Origin of the sequence: Lacticigenium naphthae DSM 19658 (assembly GCF_000425865.1) — a bacterium.
Classification (GTDB): domain Bacteria; phylum Bacillota; class Bacilli; order Lactobacillales; family Carnobacteriaceae_A; genus Lacticigenium; species Lacticigenium naphthae.
This window is the reverse complement of the sequence record NZ_AUEG01000014.1, coordinates 11,763-29,938: the sequence shown is the minus strand read 5'-3', so window position 1 is coordinate 29,938 and position 18,176 is coordinate 11,763. Positions and strand designations below refer to the sequence as shown.

Here is an 18,176-nt window from a genome sequence, read left to right as displayed (position 1 = left end):
ATATTGACTTTTTCAGGGTGAAAATGTTGATTGATAGATAAGAACGGGCGAAAGGGTGCTAGTACTAAATGCCCTATTTAATCGCCGTTAAGGGCCAAACGAATCATCTAGACAATTATAACCGATACACTTTTAAGAGGCTTAGATTGAATAAAAAGACTGAACAATCCATGGAAATAGGAACACATAGGTAAAAAATCTACTATCCCTTTTTCTTTTCTACCTAAAATTGGAGAGGATGAGACCCACATTTAAACAGACCCTCTATTGCGGAGAATAAGAAACTATTCATTCTTCCTTTTTACATAGTTCTCAATGGGATAATCTTCCAAAGGCAATAAACTTTCTTTGCCTGTAACCAATTGAGCTAAAATAAATCCCACAAGGGGACCCGCGGTCAGTCCAGTCGAGCCCATCCCACTTGCGGCAAATAAGTTTGGTGCAAGTGGGATTTCACCAAAGAAAGGTGAGAAATCTGAAGTATAGGCGCGTGTCCCCACTTTATGCTGAATCACCTGATCCTCATCCAGCTGTGATGAAAATTCTTCTTGTGACTCACGAATCATGGACTTCAACTTGGTAGAGTCGATAAGCAAATCAAATCCTTGTTCATTTTCATGTGTGGCTCCAATATAAAGCATTCCCTCTTCAAAGGGGATGATATCTTTTTCGCCCTCGGGAATAATGACCGGCCATTCTGCTGTCTGGAGAAATGGAATTTGCAATTGAGCCAGTTGTCCTTTTTGAGGACGGATATCGGTAGAATATCCTAGAGGATCTAGAGTCTGTCCCAACCAGGCCCCCGTGGCCAACACGATTACATCAAAAGTTTCTTGCGAACTAGTAGCGGTGACAATATACTTGTCTTTTTCTGCTCTTTGAATAAAGGCTTTTTTAGGAACAAACTGAGCGCCATTTTTCTGTGCGATCTTTATCAGTTTTTGGACTAAAGCTTTTCCGTCAACGCGAGCTGCACCACTTACATATAAGGCCGGTTGACTTTTATCATAGATAGGAATCATTTCCTTAATTGCTTCTGCTTGCAATATACGTAGTTCACCGATTTCTGGTGCTTGTTTTCTTCTTTTTTCACCAATTTCTTTTAATTCACTCAGAGCTTTCTCTTTTTTCTTAAATAGAAGAGCTCCGGTTTTTTTATAAAAGGAAGAAGTCTCCCCTAATTCAGTCATCAGCGTGGGGTAAAAAGCCGCACCTTCACGAACTAGACTATACCACTTTTTGTTTCTCCGTTTAGATAACCACGGATTAATTATCCCGGCTGCAGCTGATGTGGCCTGGCCGATCCCCTCATCATAAATAATTAATTCTATATTTTTTTCTTTACTCAAATAATAAGCTGTGGTCGCTCCAATGATTCCTGAACCAATCACAGCCACACGTTTTTTATCGGGCACGGCTAAACTCCTCTCTGTTTTTTTTATTTTAACATAGAAAAAGCCACCCAATAAACTGGATGGCTAAAAGGAGTGGTCTCAACACTTGGAGGAGTGTAGAGATAAATAAATTGGTTATTGTGGGTATAAAATTACTATACTAGCAAATTGTGAAGAAAGTATGATTATACTATGTAAAATATATAAAAAAAACTGCCATATATATATATGACAGCTTAGGGGATATACTCTTTTCATAGGGGGAGAAAAGAGATGATTTATAGTTTGTTTTTAGCACTAAATACAGTTTAGCAAAAGAAAAAGAAAATTTGTTGAGAAAATACTAAACTTTTGATTTGAATTGATGAAAAAAATCTTATTTTAGTAACTGTGCACTTCTTGATTAAACAGTCTTTTGCGATGTGTAAAAGCAATATCTAAACTATTGTTAAAAAAAACTTCCCAACGTTAGAGTGGAGAATCTAACTTTGGGAAGTAATGGGGTGAAACTGTTTTTTATTTGAGCGCGTCAATGATCGCCTCGTTAAAGACAGGTAAATCGGTTGGTGTGCGACTTGAAATCAGTCCACTCTTATCTTTAACAAGTGCTTCATCTCTAAAGTGAGCCCCAGCATTCTTCAAATCGATTGCGACTTGCTTAACGGAAGTGACTTCTTTTCCTTTTACAACTTCGGCGCTGATCAATAACTGAGGTGCATGGCAGATAGAGAAAATCGGCTTGTTATTTTTAGAAAAATCGCGAACGAAGTCCAAAAACCGCTCATCTTTACGGAGTTTGTCTGGAGAATAGCCTCCAGGAATAAGCAGGGCATCAAAATCTGACGGGTCAACGTCTCCGATACTTTTATCAATAGTAACTTGAGTTTTTTCTTTTTTCCCTTCAACTATTTCACCCGCTTCAAAACCGATCGTTACAACTTCATGACCGGCTTTCTCTAATGTTTCCTTTGGAGAAGTGAATTCAACATCTTCAAATAAATTTGTCAGAACTGTAGCTACTTTCTTACCCATTTCTTTTAGCCTCCTTTATGATTTTGACCAATTTTAGTTTAACGAAGAAGGAAGAATGAATGCAATTATATTGCTTGTGAATGGCGTTGTTTATGAAAAATAGAGTGCAAGTATGCTACTATGGAAATAAAGAAGGCGAAGGAGGAAGCAGTATGCATATTGCGTTAATTGCCCACGATAAAAAGAAAGATGACATGGTCAGATTTGTAACAGCATACAAAGACTTACTTGGAAAGCACCATTTGTATGCTACAGGAACTACGGGGAAGCGACTAATTGAAGAAACTCAACTTCCCATCCATCGATTTAAATCAGGTCCTTTAGGTGGCGACCAGCAAATAGGGGCATACGTCTCTGAAAATAAATTAGATATAGTAATCTTTTTGAGAGACCCCTTAACTTCTCAACCGCATGAACCGGACATCTCAGCCCTTATGCGATTATCAGATGTTTACAACATCCCCTTAGCAACCAACTTGGGTACGGCTGAAATGATTTTACAAGGAGTAGAAGCTGGACATTTAGAATGGAGAGATATTCAACGGGAAAAAGGGATTTTGAATAAGGACTACAGAAAATACGATGTTTAACAGGAATGAAGTTGAAAAAGTCTACAAAGAAGGTTTTAGATTGTGTAATAGCTCATCAAAAAAGCAAGCTAACAGATTTTTTCTGCTGGCTTGCTTTTTTGATGAGTTATATTTTTATTAGAAGCGATCGCGTCGACGAGAACGATAGCCCTTGGGTGTATAAGTAAAGTATTTGATACAGTATAATGCTGCAATACCTACAAGGACATAAACGATCTTAGCAACCAAAGTATCTGAACCTCCAGCAACTGTTGCAACAAGATCGAGTTCGAGTAAGCCCACTGATAACCAGTTCAGTCCACCAATGATCAATATTACTAAAGCTGTTCTATCTAATAATTTCATGAAACATTCCTCCCAAACTTAAATTCTTGCTATATTTATAATAGCGAAAAGTCTAATCAATGTCGATAGGTTTGATTGTTTACTTTGTATAAAAAACCAACTCAGGATCAAATGAGTCTCACTTGATCCTGAGTTGGTTTTTAGCTAATTCAATCCATTTATCTTAAAGTCCACAACGCAATTGTGCATTACAATTTGTACAAGTATTACAGCCACCGATATCTTCAACGATTCCTTTACGGCATATAGGACAGGTGTCGCCAACATCTGAACCATAAACGGTATCATCAGTATGACCATGCATACGAATATGATCACTTTCAGCCTGAGCAACTAATTCTTGTAATTCATCTTTGTTTTCAACTATGCGTGTTTCCTCAATGGGGAATAGTGTCGTTTCTTCAACTTCATTTTCTTCAGCTTTTAAAGTTAGCACTTGTGTATCTCTAGAACCGTCTACATAGACTGTTCCGCCTTTTGCGCCGCCTTTGTATAGACGTTCATAAATGCCTTCTACTTGGCTGGCTTGATAGCCTTTTGGCGCATTGACTGTTTTAGAAATCGAACTATCTACCCAACGTTGAATCGTTGTTTGAACATCCACATGTTCTTCAGGTGCTAAATCCATTGCAGCTACAAAATAATCAGGTAGATGATCGGGATCAGCCTCGGGGTGTTGTTCTAAATAATCCTGAACAATTTGAGAATTAACTTCAATAAATTTGCCCAATCGTCCACTTCTAAAGTATTTGAAGGCAAAGTACGGCTCCAGACCGGTTGCTACACCAACCATTGTTCCAGTGCTTCCTGTAGGCGCAACGGTGAGGAGATGAGAATTACGGATCCCATGATCTAATACTCCTTGACGAACGTGCTCAGGCATACCCTTCATATAACCCGTTTCAATGAAACGGTGGCGCAGATTCATTGTTTCTTCTTCAGTTTCACCTATCAAGAAAGGGAAACTGCCTTTTTCTTTTGCTAATTCAATCGATTCTTCATAAGCAGAAACAGCAATCGTTTCAAAAACTTTGTCTACTAATATATTTCCTTCAATAGATCCATAACGATTTTTCGTATAAATCAGTAAGTCAGCTAACCCCATTACTCCAAGCCCGATTCTCCGTTCACCTAGAGCTTGTTTTTCGTTTTCTGGTAAGAAGTAAGGAGTAGCATCAATAACGTTGTCTTGCATACGTACACCAGTTTTAACAGTGTGGACAAGTTTATCATAATCCACGGTTCCTTCTTCTCTATTAGCCATGTTCGCTAAATTAACGGCAGCTAAATTACAAACAGAATAGGGAGCGAGGGGTTGTTCTCCACATGGATTGGTTGCAACTACTTTTTGTCCATAAGCTTTTGCATTGGTTTGTTTGTTGGCATTGTCGATAAAGAATACTCCAGGCTCAGCAGAATAGGTCGCACAAATATTAATCAATTTCCACAATTCTTGAGCTTGAATTGTACGGTATGTTTTCACACCAAAACCTTCCATCTGCCATTCGCGTACATCCCCAACTTCGGACCAATGTGCATTGTATTCTTTCATTTCATCAGCAGAATAATTTTCTACGTCAGGGAAACGAAGTGGCCAAGGAGCATCGTTCTCAACAGCTTGCATGAAATCATCTGTTAAAGTAACGGTAATATTCGCCCCAGTTAAAAATTCCGGATCGTGGACAGTATAGACACCGCCATCACGTAATTTAGCTTCAGCATCATGGATTACTTCGATTGGGAATCCGCCATAACCAGGAAAGTTTTTATAATTGACAATACCCTGATACATCGACAATTCCCGGTCAGTATAAGGTTTGAATTTTAATTTTTCTTGGGCCATTTGTTTAATTTGCTCATCTTTTGTATTTTCGATGAGGTAACGCAATACGCGAGAGTTTTGCATTTTAGAGATAATAAATTCAATGATATCTGGATGCCAGTCAGCCAACATGATCATCTGTGCACCGCGGCGACTACCACCTTGTTCAACTAAATGAGTCAATTTTGCGATATCGTCTAACCAAGAGACCGAACCAGAAGATTTTCCGTTTACTCCACGAGCTAACGTATTCCGTGGGCGTAATGTGGAACCATTTGTTCCCACGCCACCTCCACGACTCATGATTTCCATAACTTGTTTACGATGATCAGAAATACCTTCACGTGAATCAGGTACAAATGGCATGACGTAACAGTTGAAGTAAGTCACATCGGTTTGTGAACCGGCACCATAAAGTACGCGACCTGCAGGAATAAAGTTTAATTCGCTCAACTGTTTATAGAAATCTTGATAAGACTCGTTTCGTTTCTCTTCAGTCGTTTCTGTTTGTGAAAGGCCAGTCGCGTTTCTTTTTGCGATTTGTTCATAAAAAATCTCGAGAGGTTTTTCAATAAGATCAAGACTTACAGTTACCAAACCAGATTGTTGAGAATCTGGATCTTCAATGTTGTGACGATATTCGTCTTCAATTAAAACAGTTGCTTCGTTTTTTGAATGATGGAGTTCCTGAATATATCCAACGCCTCGAGCAGGATATTTTGGATCAGGCTTAACTGTTAATACAACTAAATCCCCTTCAGACAAAGTGATTTTGGACGTATCTTTAAAAGAATAGCGATCAAGCATGACCATCCTTGATACTCCTTTATGAGTAATAGACATTTCTTCCGTTACAGGATGAATTTGTGGGAACAAAGCGATTGCTTCATTCAATTTTTCGATATCAACGCGCGCAGTTGCAGGCGAATTTATTGCCATTTTTTCCTCACTCCTTATCAACATATAGTTATGTTCGCATCGCATAGACACAATATGTTGTGCTTTCTATTCGAGTATACTAAAAACAAAAGAGAATTACCAACAATTGATATGTACTCAAAACACACGATATTGTGCCTGACCTTTTTAATTTTACACGATATAGTATCTAATTCAATATTGAATATTTTTGTAGAATGTGCTTAGTTTATTTTTTGGAAATAAACAATTTAAAAAACCTATTTTACTCGCAAAAAATTGAAATAATACATTTTTGTAACAAAATGATGAGAAAATAAATTCTTTCTCAGGGAGGAACAGAAACTGTCAAGATAAAAGAGGGGCTATGTTATAATGAAACCGCATTAAAAAATCAGTAGATAAGGAGTTTTTGCATGAAACAATACTCAGATATCTCAATCGCTCAAGCAGCAAATCTTCATCCTATCGCAAAGATAGCAGAAAAATTAGCTATTGATAATGAACTAGTAGAATATTATGGTAAATACAAAGCGAAAATAGATTACGAAAAAATAGCAATGAAAGAAGAAGCGGGAAGAGGAAAACTAATATTAGTAACGGCTATCAATCCTACTCCTGCCGGGGAAGGTAAAACAACAACGTCAGTTGGGTTAGGAGATGCATTACAACAAATCGGTAAGAAAGCAATGATTGCATTGCGCGAACCTTCTTTAGGACCAGTCTTTGGAATGAAAGGCGGGGCTGCTGGTGGAGGATATGCGCAAGTAGTTCCAATGGAAGACATTAATTTACACTTCACAGGAGATATACATGCAATCGGATCCGCAAACAATTTGTTGGCAGCACTGATTGACAATCATATTTTTTATGGAAATGTCCTCGGACTGGATCCCCGCAGAGTTGTTTGGAGACGCGTAATGGATATGAATGACCGTCAACTCCGAAATATAATTAGCGGATTAGGCGGCAAAACAAACGGAATGCCGAGAGAAGATGGCTTTGACATCACAGTCGCTTCTGAAATTATGGCCATCCTTTGTCTAGCGGAATCGATGGAAGAATTAAAAGCAAGAATCAGAAAAATCGTAGTTGGGTATACTTTTGCAAATGAACCCGTTACGGCAGGCGAATTGAATGCAGAGGGAGCATTGACGGCTCTTTTAAAAGATGCATTTAAGCCGAATTTAGTTCAAACTCTAGAGCATACACCAGCATTTATTCATGGAGGCCCTTTTGCAAATATTGCACACGGATGCAATAGCGTCGTCGCCACAAAAGCAGCGTTGAATCTTGCTGACTATGTAGTAACAGAAGCTGGTTTTGGAGCGGACTTGGGAGCAGAAAAATTTTTAGATATTAAATGTCGTTCTGCAAACATCGAACCAGATGCTGTGGTCGTAGTCGCAACTATTCGTGCACTGAAGATGCACGGAGGTGTGAAGAAAGCGGAGCTGAATAATGAGAATGCAGATGCTTTGCTAAAGGGGATGCCTAATTTATTTAAGCACGTGGAAAATATGCAAGATGTATATGGGATCAATACAATTGTAGCGATCAATCAATTCCCTACAGACACAGTTGAAGAAATACATGCATTGAAACAAGCTTGTCAAGAAAAAGGGATCAATGTTGTTTTATCAAATGTCTGGGCGCAAGGTGGTCAAGGCGGTATAGAATTAGCCGAAGCTGTTGTAGAAATGTGTGAACAACCGTCTCATTTTGAATTTGCTTATGAACTGAGTGATTCTTTATTGGAAAAAGTAGAGAAAGTTGTTCAGCGTATCTACGGCGGATCCCAGACAGAGTGGTCAGTCAGTGCAAAAAGAACGATGAAGAAATTAGAAAGAGACGGATACGGGAGCATGCCTATCTGCATGGCCAAGACACAGTATTCTTTATCGGATGATAAAGTAAAAAGAGGTAGACCGGAGAACTTTACAGTGAATATTCGGGATCTATCTGTCTCTGCCGGAGCCGGATTTATTGTTGTGTTTACCGGAGATATTTTAAGAATGCCGGGACTTCCGAAAATACCTGCTGCTGAGGTAGTTGATGTGGATGGAAATGGGAAAATCAGTGGATTATTCTAAAAATGGGGAATGAATGTGGAAAACTGGACAATTCAAGAATATATGAATCAATTAGAAGCTAGAGATGGAAAACCAGGAGGGGGGAGTGCAGCGGCTTTGATCGGCGGATTGTCTGCCTCTCTTGCATATATGGTTGCAGACATAGAAAGCACAAAGCAAACAGGTGAAATAGATGTGCTTGAATTCGAAAAAATAAAGCAACAAGCACATGAAAATCGCCATGTAATGGAAAAGTTGATCAAACAAGATGCACTTGCTTTTGAGCCTGTAATGAAAGCCTATCGCATGCCAAAAACAACTCCCGTACAGAAACAGCAACGCAAGCAAGCTATTCAAGCTGGATTAATTCAAGCTGCTCAACCACCTATCAAATTAATGCGGGAGATCATCCAATTAAACCAACTTTATACCCGGTTGCTGAATTACAAAATCAAAGGTTCGATCGTAAATGATTTGGCGGTTGGATCCTTGTTCTCTCAAACAGTTCTAGAAACAGCCTATCTGAATGTCCTAGTGAACGCTAAAGGAATCAAAAATGAAACGGAAAGACAAACTCTACTAGATCAGGGAAACAGTCTTCGTGAAAAAGGGATGCTTGAAGCGAAAAACAATTACAATCAGGCTAAGCGGTACTTGGAGACAGGGGAATGGACAATTTAAAGCATTAAGAAAGGGGGGATTGAGATGGCTACTGTTTTAAAGGGAAAACCAGTTGCAAATGGAATAGAAAGTGATGTAAAAAAAGAAGTACAGGAATTGCTGGGTAGAAATATTGAACCGATGATAGCTATCGTGCGAGTAGGAGAAGAGATTGCTTCTGTTTCTTATGAGAAAGCTGCTAAAATAAAAATGAAAAAACTTGGGATCCGGGTCAAATTATTTAGTTATCCAGAAACCATTTCGGAAAAAGACTTTGTGAAAGAATTCATAAAGATCGATCAGGATGAAGCAATACATGGGATCTTAGTGATGCAGCCTTTACCCCAAAGTATCTCACGAGAAACAATTGCCGAAATCATCACACCCGAAAAAGATATAGATGGACTATCGTCGACCAATTTGGGCCATCTAGTGCAACAAACAAGCCAAGCCAATGTTCCCAGTACCCCTGCAGCGGTGCTAGCTCTGTTAGAATTTTATGAAATAGATATAAAAGGAAAAGATATTTGTGTGATAGGCAGTAGTCCAGTAGTCGGAAAACCACTGGCTTTAATGCTTATAAATAGAGGAGCTACAGTCAGTGTGTGCCATATTTTTACAAAAGATACTAAAAAATATACACAAGGAGCGGATATTGTGATTTCGGCCACAGGTGTGCTAGGTTTAGTTACAGAACACCATGTCAAAGAAGGTGCCGTGGTTGTCGATGTAGGTTTTGGATACGATACTGAAGGGAATCCCTGTGGAGACGTTCGTTATAATGAGGTAATAAAAAAGGTTGAGGCAATCACACCCGTTCCTGGAGGAGTGGGGGCTATTACAACAGCTATTTTAGCTAAACAAGTTGTCCAATCTGCACGCTGCTTCCTAAAGAAGTTGGCTAGTGAATGAAAAAAAACGAATGCCGCAAGCAGATGATGAAAAGGTTAACCAGTATGACGAGAGAAGAAAGAGAAGAAATCGAAACAAGTATACATAGAAATTTGTTTTCTTCTTCTTTGTGGAAAAACGCAAAAGTGATCGGGGTGACCATTTCAAATAACGGGGAGTGGGATACGCACAGGATAATCCGGCAAGGATGGATAGAAGGAAAGAAAGTGGCTGTCCCCAAAACAGTACCACAATCGAAAAAGTTAGAGTTTTACTTGATTGAAGACTTTTCTCAAACGGAGAAAGGTTTTTATCAGCTAATTGAACCTTTACCAGAAAAAACGGAAAAAATTTCCAAACAGAACATCGATTTGTTAATCGTTCCTGGAGTAATCTACAATTCTTCAGGGTATAGAATTGGATTTGGAGGAGGCTATTATGATCGCTTTTTAATGGATTTCCCCCAGACTACAGTATCTTTACTTTCTGTGCATCAACTGAATGAAAAAATACCAATAGAAGCGCATGATATACCAGTAGACTATTTGATTTTAGAAGAGAGGATCCTGTCTGTACATGAGTGTGACTAAGATGGTATCGAATAGTTGTATAGACCGTTGATTTGGCTGCTATTATTGATTTCAAAAGATGTAGCGTATGTACGTGCAATAGCTTTTTATCAAATCCTTAGGATGAATTGAGTCAGCTAAGGACTTGATGTATAATAAAGCGAAGCAAAAAGAGTAGGGATAAAGCGTAAAGTGCTAAAGGATGGGATGTAGCCTTTAGACGAAGAAGCTCGAATCGAGCTTTGCGATTTTTTCCCGCATCCGCTTTTCTTGAACTTATAAGATGAGCGAGGACTCTTTACTATTAAGGAGGCCTTCAAAATGTTAAAAAACAAACGTGTGTACACTACCCAGGCAATTGCGGTCATCGGCTTATTGATGGGGATGGATATTATCCTAACTCGTTTCCTAGCCATACAAACTCCCTTTACTCGAATAGCTTTCGGGTTTCTTCCTTCCGCTTTGATCGGCATGCTATACGGACCATGGACTGCAGGGATCGCCGCGGCCTTAACCGATTTATTAGGCGTAGTATTATTTAATCGCGGAGGGATCTTTTTTATTGGGTTTACACTTTCTGCATTCTTAGGTGGTTGGTCCTATGGTTTTTTCTTACATCGGAAAAAAGTGACTTTGATCCGGATCATTGCAGCAGTGTTATTCAATACGATCGTGGTCAATTTAACGCTGAACACTTTTTGGTTAGTGTTAATGTATGAAGAAGCATGGATGGCGATTTTTCCAGCGCGGGTCCTGCAAAATATGATCATTGCACCGGTGAGGGTAGTGTTGATTTATATTGTTACAAAGAACACGACCTTGCAACGGATTTATCACAAACATTCTACAGCAAAAAAATAAAAAATCCGGAGAAAAGTCTCCGGATTTTTTTATTTTGATTTATTTACCTTCTTCATATTCTATTGCACGGATTACATAATCTACATTACCCTTTGTAGCTTTAGAGTAAGGGCAGTAAGCATGCGCTTTTTCAGCTAGTACTTGTACTTTTTCTAAATCCATATCTTTAATTGCGACTTCGATCGTGCTCGCAAGTTTGAATCCGCCATCACTAGGGTCATTGAGTAAACGTACTGTTTGTATAATTTGTGAAGGATTGGTTATTTTCTCTTGGGCTTTGTAATGTTCTAAAGCCGAATGATAACAGGCACTATGTCCCATTGCATATAATTGTTCTGGGTTGGTTCCTTGTCCAGGTCCCCCCATATCTTTAGGAGTAGAAACGCGAACTTCAAACGTACGATCAAGCAAGTGACTTTCACCATCGCGGCCACCGGTATTGACAGCAACTGCTTCATAAACTTGTTCTTTTTCTGTTGTCATGAATCATTCCCCTTTCTATTAAAAAGTATACCAAGAAAAAAAAAGAACACCAACCAAAGGGATTGATGTTCGGATACCACTACTTACTTAATTGCGAACTTGTTCGTTTTCCAGTGCGTAACGATAGATGGCTTGAGCTACACCGTCTTCGTCATTTGAGACTGTGATCACATTACTTGCTTCTTTGATGGAGTCAACAGCATTTCCCATAGCAACACCAATGCCAGCGTATTCGATCATATCTAAATCATTTCCCTGATCTCCAATAGCCATCACTTCTTCTCTTGGCACGTTTAAGAAGTTAGCCAAGTCTCTTAGTGCTTGACCTTTGCTTGCTTCTTTATTTAAAATCTCTAAATAAAAGGGAGCACTTCTGAGGACAGTATATCTTTCGTAAAAGGATTCCGGTAATATCGCAATTGCTTTTTCTAGCTGTTCCGGAGGATCGATCATCATCATTTTACTATATGACATGGAAGTATCCAACTCATCGTTTGTGCGATAAAACAAAGGAATATCATTTAAAAAACACTCGCGGACGGAGTAAGGACTGATATCTTTATTTGAAGTGAAGAGACCCAACTCATTAATACCATGGAAGTGAACACCTGCTTTTTTAGCAGTCCGTTCAACTTCAAGAAAATTATCATAGGCCAATGTGTGATGAGAGATTATTTTACCATCATGAGAAGTTTGCACCAACGCGCCATTGTAAGTGATGGCATAGTCCCCTTCATCGGTTAAATTCAATTCTTTTAAATAAGGTTTTACACCTGGAAGTGGGCGGCCACTACACAGGACGATTTTGATTCCTGAAGCTTTTGCTTTTTGTATAGCTTCTTTTACAGGTTCTTGTAATTTGAGCTCACTATTTAGAAGAGTCCCGTCTATATCGATAGCAATGATTTTTATGGATGACATATTTTTACTAGCTCCTTTTAATCTTTTTTTCTACAACAAGTATTGTACCATTTTTTATATAATTTCTGAACTCCTTAACGAGCGGGTCGAACAAAGTAAGTTCTGCATCCTCAGAAAATTCCAAAAATTCTTTCGGGACATAAAACCGCTCATCCCCACTAAATTTACCAGCTAAAGATTTCACTACTTCACTAATTTCACTTAATTCAACGATTTCTCCTTCAGGATACATCAATTCAATTTGAGTTTTATGTGGTCCCTGTTTATTTGGTCGATAAAAATCATAGGGTAAATCATAGCTATTGTTAAAAGCTGTGTAGTAATCAATATTATAGCCAGCACTCGAAATGAGTTGTTGGAGTTTTTTGATTGCAGCTTGGTCCGTCTCGCTATTAAACATGATCGACTTTAACGGTCTCCGATTTAAAAACCGCTTCGCTAAGTCACTTAAAATAGGATCGGGATGTGACTGCCAATGGATAAACTGGGTAGTCAAGACACCATCATCTAAGTTCAAGTAATCATTTAACGTAAAGGTTTCTGTGAAAAAAGGTTCCAATAAGCCGACAGCAAGAGGAGGGTTTGCTTCATGGTAAAGCTCTTTTGCACGCTTGAGCAGGCGTTCTAAAGTGACCTCCATTCCCCTAGACACACGATGGAAATAAACTTGCATATACATCTGATAGCGACTAACAATATAATCCTCCACAGCATGCATCCCTTGGATTTGGAAAGCAATGCCATTTTTTGAAGGGCGAATGACACGCAAAATTCGAGTTAAATCAAAATTCCCATAATTGACACCTGTAAAATAAGCATCCCTTTGCAAATAATCCATCCGATCCGCATCGATTTGGCTAGAAATCAATTGAACAACTTGTGGATTCGGATAAGTTTGTTGAATAACACTGGCTACTTTTTCTGGAAAATCGGATGAGACTTTTACGAGTACTTGGTGAACTTCTGTTTCAGGAGATAGAATGATGGAAACCGTTAGAGCTTCATGGTTGGTTTCAAAAATCTCTTCAAAAGTATGTGAGTATGGCCCATGCCCAATATCATGTAATAATGCTGCACTCAAAGCGACAAAACGTTCAGAATCATCCCAGCCAGATTCACCATGTTCAGAAGCAGGAAAATTCCGGACAAATTTATCACAGATCCGTCGTGTGATTTCATATACGCCGAGTGAATGGGAGAAGCGAGAATGCTCAGCACCATGAAAGGTAAACTGAGATGTGCCTAATTGCTTAATGCGACGCAACCGTTGAAATTCTTTTGTGTCAATTAAATCTAGGAAGAGTTTATGTTGAATATGAATATAATCATGAACAGGATCGCGAAAAACTTTTTCAATTGGAAGTGGCATTGTTAAAGAATTTTTTATACTCATAAAGAGGCCTCTTTCTTGATCGTTTTATCAAACAGTTGTTCATTGCGTTTTATCATTTTCGTTAAATTCTTTTGATAAATTTTTGTGTTTTCTTGAGTGTACTTAGCTGGATGTAAGGATATCCCGTTAAGTTGAAACACACGTGAGATTTTTTCTTTCGCTTGTTCTACAGTGAACTCTGTGTGTAAGGCTTCTGAAAGTGTAGTCATCACGTTGGGATCTACATCTGGAAAGTCCCACTTAACCTGTTTGTTTTGAAGTCCTTCTTTATAAAAAGAACGAATGAGTTGACCCCGTTCATCCTGGTTCCCGGAAATGCTAATATATATCATAATGGCCACTCCACCCCTGATGCGTCTTTGTGCTATTCCAGCTATCTTTTTACCGTTGATACTGAGATCATAATCTCCGGGACAATAGGACTGGGGGATTTCAATGGCTGTGATGTTCTGTCCATATTCTTCAAATGCTTTTTGGATAATTCCATGCATGAGTTGATAGCCTTCATTAATAGTAAATGTTCGAGTAGAAGGAGTGGGAAGAATAATTGAAAAGTTTAAAATCCCTTCATTGCTAACCACAGCTAGACCACCTGAATTTCGAACCATGTAAGAGTAGCGGTTCTCCTTAAAAAAATCCAAACCTTTCTTCAAGAAAGGTAATTTAGAATCCATCATTCCGAGAACAATCAGATCTTTTTCAGTCCAAAAGTGAAGGGAGCTTTGATGTTGACTGTCTGCAAGTTCAATCAGGGTATCGGTTAAGGCAAAATGAGAAAGATAAGGGTCCTGATAGGGCATGGTCAAGGCATCATAAACTACAGAGCTATTATATGGGAAGAACATATCTAAATCTTCGATTTTCATTTAATCATTTCCTTTTATCTCTAGTTATTTCTTATTTAGTATAGCAGATTCTGTTTAAACAGTGCTTAATTTAAGGAAAGTTTCTCGCTAAACTTTTTTTGAGAAGGATTTTGTTTAGTTATTTTAGAGGAGATTTGTGATAAAATAGAAAAGAAGTTCAATAATATTGAGCGGATGATAGAAAGGGGAAGTGAAATGATTTCTTCCAACTTGAAAAATGGCTTACCTGCTGAAATCCACATGGAGACAACATTGTTCCAAAACGACGAACAGCAGCATCATCAGTTTAGTGAACCAGGTAGAGTAGTAGAAATGAATGGGAGCTACTATATACGCTATGAGGAAAAACATGAAGAACAATCCATACCAGTTACTATAAAAGTAGAAGCGGATGGGATAGTGAGCTTGATTCGCAGGGGTGAAATGACTACACGATTGAGATTTGATAGAGATAAAGTTACACAAACGCAATATAAAACGCCAGTTGGCATCTTACCAGTAGATATTCAAACGACAAATGTGAAAATTAGTTATTATGACCGTCCTTTTTCTGGTAGAGTCTATGTAGATTATTCTTTGCATATGAGCGAACAAAAATTAGGGGATTATCATTTGCGATTGCGTTTTACTACGTGAATCGGTTAAGATGAAGAGTAAACTTTTTAGAAGGGATGTGTACCTTGTGGAATTAATGAAATTCAAAGGGCAAAATAAAAATGAATTAGCAATGATAGATGTCGCGCTGGCAATTTTAGAAGAACAAGGAAAAGTAATTGACTTTAATGATATCTCAAAATTAGTGGCTAGTTATTTAGAACTAAGTGATAAAGAAGTCAAAGCAGGTAAAGGACAATTTTATACAGATTTGAATATTGATGGACGGTTTATTTCGTTAGGGGAAAACCGTTGGGGACTCCGCGAATGGTATCCGCTGAATTCTATCGATGAAGAGATCACACACGATAATGATGAAGAAGATGAACGTCCTCGTCGCAAAAAACGCAAGAAAAAATATGGCGATTTTGATGGATACGATGAAGATATAGAAGATGATGATATAGAAGACGATGACGACGAAATTGAATATGGTGATCGCGTTGAAGTAGATGAACATGGTGTCATGGTTGATGATGATGATGATGAAGATTTAGGTGAGTATAAAAAAGATCTTTCTGAAATTGACGATGATGACGAAGACGACGAAGAATTAAAAGGCCTTACTATTATTGATGAAGACGATGAAGAAGAAGAGGCATAAGCGTTTGTTTAAAGTCGATTAAAGCAATTTATCAAATTTATTTGATAAATTGCTTTTCTTTTAGTGGTAATTCTCCATATTTTTGCTATAATGAAAGTGTCGTGAAAAGCTTAGAATATGAGGCTTTTCTGAAAAGAGATCCAAAATTTAAAGGAGGAAAACAAATGACTAAATTAGTCAGTATGACAGACATGCTTAATAAAGCATTAGAAAACAAATACGCTGTTGGTCAATTCAACATTAACAACCTTGAATGGACTCAAGCTGTTTTAACTGCAGCAGAGGAAGAAAAATCACCAGTGATTTTAGGAGTTTCCGAAGGCGCAGCAAAATACATGGGTGGGTTTGAAGTTGTTTCCGCTATGGTCAACGCTTTGATGAATACAATGAACATTACCGTTCCTGTAGCACTACATTTAGACCATGGTTCATCTTTTGAAAAATGTAAAGAAGCTATCGAAGCTGGTTTTTCATCAGTTATGATCGATAACTCAAAATATCCAATTGATAAAAACATTGAAGCAACTAAATCAGTTGTGGAATATGCTCATTCAAAAGGTGCTTCAGTAGAAGCCGAAGTGGGTACCGTTGGTGGTACTGAAGATGGCGTTACTGGTGGAGTTATGTATGCAAACCCTGACGACTGTAAACGTATGGTTGTGGAAGCTAAAATTGATGCATTAGCAGCAGCTTTAGGATCTGTCCATGGTGACTACGTTGGAGAACCTGTATTGGGCTTTGACGAAATGAAAGAAATTTCTGACTTAACAGGAGCTCCACTTGTATTACACGGTGGTTCAGGAATTCCTACTCATCAAATCAAAAAAGCAATTGAATTTGGACACTCAAAAATTAATGTAAATACTGAATTACAACAAGTATGGACAAAACGTGTTCGTGAAGTTATTGCGAATGATGCTAAAGTTTATGATCCAAGAAAAATTATTGGACCAGGAAAACAAAACATCACTGACTCTGTTAAAGAAAAAATGAAAGAATTTGGTTCATCTAACCAAGCTTAATAGAGAAAAAAGAAAAAAGGGGAAGAGACGATTACCCGTCTCTTCCCCTTTTTTCGCGTTTTTGATAGATAATGGAGTTTGTGTTGCTGTTTTTTTATGCACAAGTGAATAAATCACGTGTTTCGATTTGAGGAGTATTGAACCTTCTAACTGTTGCATGTAAACTAACTAAGAAATCCGATTATTTATTTCGTGGAAAGTTGGTAAAAAAATGAAACTAAACCATTCGAAGTCTATCGTTTTAAGTGCATTGATGGTGGCTTTGCTCGGAATCTTTTCGGTGGTTATTTTTCCGATTGGACCGGTACCGATTACCCTACAAACTTTTTTCTTTATTTTTATCCCTCTTTTATTGGGCTGGAAGAAAGGAGTAATGACGATAGCCGCTTATGTTTTTTTAGGGTTGTTGGGATTTCCAGTTTTCGCCGGCGGAATCGGAGGGTTGCATTCGATTTTTCGACCATCATTTGGCTACTTGTTGGGAGCACTTTTAGCAGCGCCTCTAATTGGTAGCCAAGCAAATAAAGAAGATTCGTTTATTAAGATAATTGTGGTTGCATTAATAGGGTTAGGGATCATCTATTTTTCAGGAATAAATTATACGTATTGGATACTCAATCTAGTTCAAGGAAATCCAATTAGTTGGAAAGTAGTTGCTTCAGGAAGTATTCTTTCCTTTCTTCCTTTAGATAGTCTCAAGGTAGTGGGAGCAGTGCTAGTGTATAAACGATTGCCAAGAAAGTTTCGACAGCTGAAATAGAAAAATGAAATAAATTTAGAAGCCCCCCTTACTATTTTGTGAGCTCACAAAATAGTAAGGGGGGCTTCTTTAATTATTGTATCTAATTATAAGATACTGTACAATGTAAATAGATTCGCTTTCACTCTAGTTGAAGGGAATCTACATACAATGTTAAAAAAATAAATTTAAAATTAAAAAACTACACGACTATCATCAGATGGGCTATTACATCTCTTCTTCTCTGTTTTCCTTCCTTTTAAACAAAACCATAAACCTTTTTTAAGCTAAGCAATTTTTGGAGATGCAAGACAAGAAGAGTATAGGAATAGTCAATTAT

The 18,176-nt window shown here is 38.1% G+C and carries 18 protein-coding genes and 1 riboswitch; of the genes, 10 read left to right on the top strand and 8 right to left on the bottom strand.

The annotated features are described in order from the left end of the window. Positions 1-284: 284 nt before the first annotated feature. The gene (locus tag H626_RS0108295) at positions 285-1,415 is read right to left on the bottom strand and encodes an NAD(P)/FAD-dependent oxidoreductase (RefSeq protein WP_027108954.1); all 1,131 of its coding nucleotides are present in this window, start codon (positions 1,413-1,415) and stop codon (positions 285-287) included. A 495-nt stretch (positions 1,416-1,910) separates the two neighbouring features. After that, the gene (locus tag H626_RS0108290; RefSeq protein WP_027108953.1) at positions 1,911-2,426 is read right to left on the bottom strand and encodes a type 1 glutamine amidotransferase domain-containing protein; all 516 of its coding nucleotides are present in this window, start codon (positions 2,424-2,426) and stop codon (positions 1,911-1,913) included. Positions 2,427-2,578: 152 nt separating this feature from the next. Here H626_RS0108290 and mgsA point away from each other — a divergent pair, with 152 nt between their 5' ends. After that, complete coding sequence (gene mgsA / locus H626_RS0108285; protein ID WP_027108952.1) at positions 2,579-3,016, top strand: methylglyoxal synthase; 438 nt, start codon at positions 2,579-2,581, stop codon at positions 3,014-3,016. Positions 3,017-3,133: 117 nt separating this feature from the next. Here mgsA and H626_RS0108280 read toward each other — a convergent pair whose 3' ends face one another. Beyond that, on the bottom strand, positions 3,134-3,361 hold the full coding sequence (locus tag H626_RS0108280; RefSeq protein WP_027108951.1) for a DUF378 domain-containing protein: 228 nt from the start codon (positions 3,359-3,361) through the stop codon (positions 3,134-3,136). A 163-nt stretch (positions 3,362-3,524) separates the two neighbouring features. Then, the gene (locus H626_RS0108275) at positions 3,525-6,122 is read right to left on the bottom strand and encodes a vitamin B12-dependent ribonucleotide reductase (protein ID WP_027108950.1); all 2,598 of its coding nucleotides are present in this window, start codon (positions 6,120-6,122) and stop codon (positions 3,525-3,527) included. A gap of 395 nt (positions 6,123-6,517) precedes the next feature. Between H626_RS0108275 and H626_RS0108270 the strand changes: the two genes are divergently transcribed. The 5 genes from H626_RS0108270 to H626_RS0108250 all read left to right on the top strand — a co-directional run bounded on the left by H626_RS0108270 (position 6,518) and on the right by H626_RS0108250 (position 11,154). Then, positions 6,518-8,194: a formate--tetrahydrofolate ligase gene (locus H626_RS0108270; RefSeq protein WP_027108949.1), complete on the top strand. Its 1,677-nt coding sequence runs from the start codon at positions 6,518-6,520 to the stop codon at positions 8,192-8,194. Positions 8,195-8,209: 15 nt separating this feature from the next. Further along, positions 8,210-8,854, top strand: a complete 645-nt coding sequence (locus tag H626_RS0108265) for a cyclodeaminase/cyclohydrolase family protein (protein WP_027108948.1) — start codon at positions 8,210-8,212, stop codon at positions 8,852-8,854. A 24-nt stretch (positions 8,855-8,878) separates the two neighbouring features. Continuing rightward, the gene (locus H626_RS0108260) at positions 8,879-9,745 is read left to right on the top strand and encodes a bifunctional 5,10-methylenetetrahydrofolate dehydrogenase/5,10-methenyltetrahydrofolate cyclohydrolase (RefSeq protein ID WP_027108947.1); all 867 of its coding nucleotides are present in this window, start codon (positions 8,879-8,881) and stop codon (positions 9,743-9,745) included. Further along, positions 9,742-10,314, top strand: coding sequence for a 5-formyltetrahydrofolate cyclo-ligase (locus H626_RS0108255; RefSeq protein WP_027108946.1), 573 nt, complete (start codon positions 9,742-9,744; stop codon positions 10,312-10,314). Before H626_RS0108260 ends, H626_RS0108255 begins: the two co-directional genes overlap by 4 nt. A gap of 147 nt (positions 10,315-10,461) precedes the next feature. Continuing rightward, positions 10,462-10,562, top strand: a riboswitch (THF riboswitch). Between the two features lie 52 nt (positions 10,563-10,614). After that, entirely contained in the window at positions 10,615-11,154 is a 540-nt protein-coding gene (locus H626_RS0108250; protein ID WP_027108945.1) for a folate family ECF transporter S component, read from the top strand. Between the two features lie 39 nt (positions 11,155-11,193). Here H626_RS0108250 and H626_RS0108245 read toward each other — a convergent pair whose 3' ends face one another. The 4 genes from H626_RS0108245 to H626_RS0108230 all read right to left on the bottom strand — a co-directional run bounded on the left by H626_RS0108245 (position 11,194) and on the right by H626_RS0108230 (position 14,817). Further along, positions 11,194-11,637, bottom strand: a complete 444-nt coding sequence (locus H626_RS0108245) for an organic hydroperoxide resistance protein (protein WP_027108944.1) — start codon at positions 11,635-11,637, stop codon at positions 11,194-11,196. A gap of 87 nt (positions 11,638-11,724) precedes the next feature. Further along, complete coding sequence (gene yidA / locus H626_RS0108240) at positions 11,725-12,558, bottom strand: sugar-phosphatase (RefSeq protein ID WP_027108943.1); 834 nt, start codon at positions 12,556-12,558, stop codon at positions 11,725-11,727. 7 nt (positions 12,559-12,565) lie between these two features. After that, complete coding sequence (locus tag H626_RS0108235; RefSeq protein ID WP_035619059.1) at positions 12,566-13,951, bottom strand: HD domain-containing protein; 1,386 nt, start codon at positions 13,949-13,951, stop codon at positions 12,566-12,568. Next, on the bottom strand, positions 13,948-14,817 hold the full coding sequence (locus H626_RS0108230; protein WP_035619058.1) for a lipoate--protein ligase family protein: 870 nt from the start codon (positions 14,815-14,817) through the stop codon (positions 13,948-13,950). Before H626_RS0108230 ends, H626_RS0108235 begins: the two co-directional genes overlap by 4 nt. 195 nt (positions 14,818-15,012) lie before the next feature. On the opposite strand from H626_RS0108230, the gene H626_RS0108225 reads away from it, so the two are divergent. The 4 genes from H626_RS0108225 (at position 15,013) to H626_RS0108210 (ending at position 17,857) form a co-directional block, all read left to right on the top strand. Then, entirely contained in the window at positions 15,013-15,453 is a 441-nt protein-coding gene (locus tag H626_RS0108225; protein WP_027108940.1) for a YwiB family protein, read from the top strand. 46 nt (positions 15,454-15,499) lie between these two features. Beyond that, complete coding sequence (gene rpoE, locus H626_RS0108220) at positions 15,500-16,075, top strand: DNA-directed RNA polymerase subunit delta (protein ID WP_027108939.1); 576 nt, start codon at positions 15,500-15,502, stop codon at positions 16,073-16,075. A gap of 164 nt (positions 16,076-16,239) precedes the next feature. Further along, positions 16,240-17,097 (top strand): class II fructose-1,6-bisphosphate aldolase, encoded by an 858-nt coding sequence (gene fba, locus H626_RS0108215; RefSeq protein WP_027108938.1) that lies wholly within the window; start codon positions 16,240-16,242, stop codon positions 17,095-17,097. Between the two features lie 211 nt (positions 17,098-17,308). After that, on the top strand, positions 17,309-17,857 hold the full coding sequence (locus H626_RS0108210; RefSeq protein ID WP_027108937.1) for a biotin transporter BioY: 549 nt from the start codon (positions 17,309-17,311) through the stop codon (positions 17,855-17,857). Positions 17,858-18,176 lie beyond the last annotated feature (319 nt).

Coding starts and splice junctions, on each gene's coding strand:
- H626_RS0108245 (WP_027108944.1), bottom strand. CDS start 11,637: ATGACAACAGAAAAAGAACAAGTTTATGAAGCAGTTGCTGTCAATACC.
- H626_RS0108235 (WP_035619059.1), bottom strand. CDS start 13,951: ATGAGTATAAAAAATTCTTTAACAATGCCACTTCCAATTGAAAAAGTT.
- H626_RS0108225 (WP_027108940.1), top strand. CDS start 15,013: ATGATTTCTTCCAACTTGAAAAATGGCTTACCTGCTGAAATCCACATG.
- H626_RS0108290 (WP_027108953.1), bottom strand. CDS start 2,426: ATGGGTAAGAAAGTAGCTACAGTTCTGACAAATTTATTTGAAGATGTT.
- H626_RS0108250 (WP_027108945.1), top strand. CDS start 10,615: ATGTTAAAAAACAAACGTGTGTACACTACCCAGGCAATTGCGGTCATC.
- mgsA (WP_027108952.1), top strand. CDS start 2,579: ATGCATATTGCGTTAATTGCCCACGATAAAAAGAAAGATGACATGGTC.
- H626_RS0108280 (WP_027108951.1), bottom strand. CDS start 3,361: ATGAAATTATTAGATAGAACAGCTTTAGTAATATTGATCATTGGTGGA.
- H626_RS0108270 (WP_027108949.1), top strand. CDS start 6,518: ATGAAACAATACTCAGATATCTCAATCGCTCAAGCAGCAAATCTTCAT.
- H626_RS0108210 (WP_027108937.1), top strand. CDS start 17,309: ATGAAACTAAACCATTCGAAGTCTATCGTTTTAAGTGCATTGATGGTG.
- H626_RS0108260 (WP_027108947.1), top strand. CDS start 8,879: ATGGCTACTGTTTTAAAGGGAAAACCAGTTGCAAATGGAATAGAAAGT.
- yidA (WP_027108943.1), bottom strand. CDS start 12,558: ATGTCATCCATAAAAATCATTGCTATCGATATAGACGGGACTCTTCTA.
- H626_RS0108230 (WP_035619058.1), bottom strand. CDS start 14,817: ATGAAAATCGAAGATTTAGATATGTTCTTCCCATATAATAGCTCTGTA.
- H626_RS0108275 (WP_027108950.1), bottom strand. CDS start 6,122: ATGGCAATAAATTCGCCTGCAACTGCGCGCGTTGATATCGAAAAATTG.
- H626_RS0108255 (WP_027108946.1), top strand. CDS start 9,742: ATGAAAAAAAACGAATGCCGCAAGCAGATGATGAAAAGGTTAACCAGT.
- fba (WP_027108938.1), top strand. CDS start 16,240: ATGACTAAATTAGTCAGTATGACAGACATGCTTAATAAAGCATTAGAA.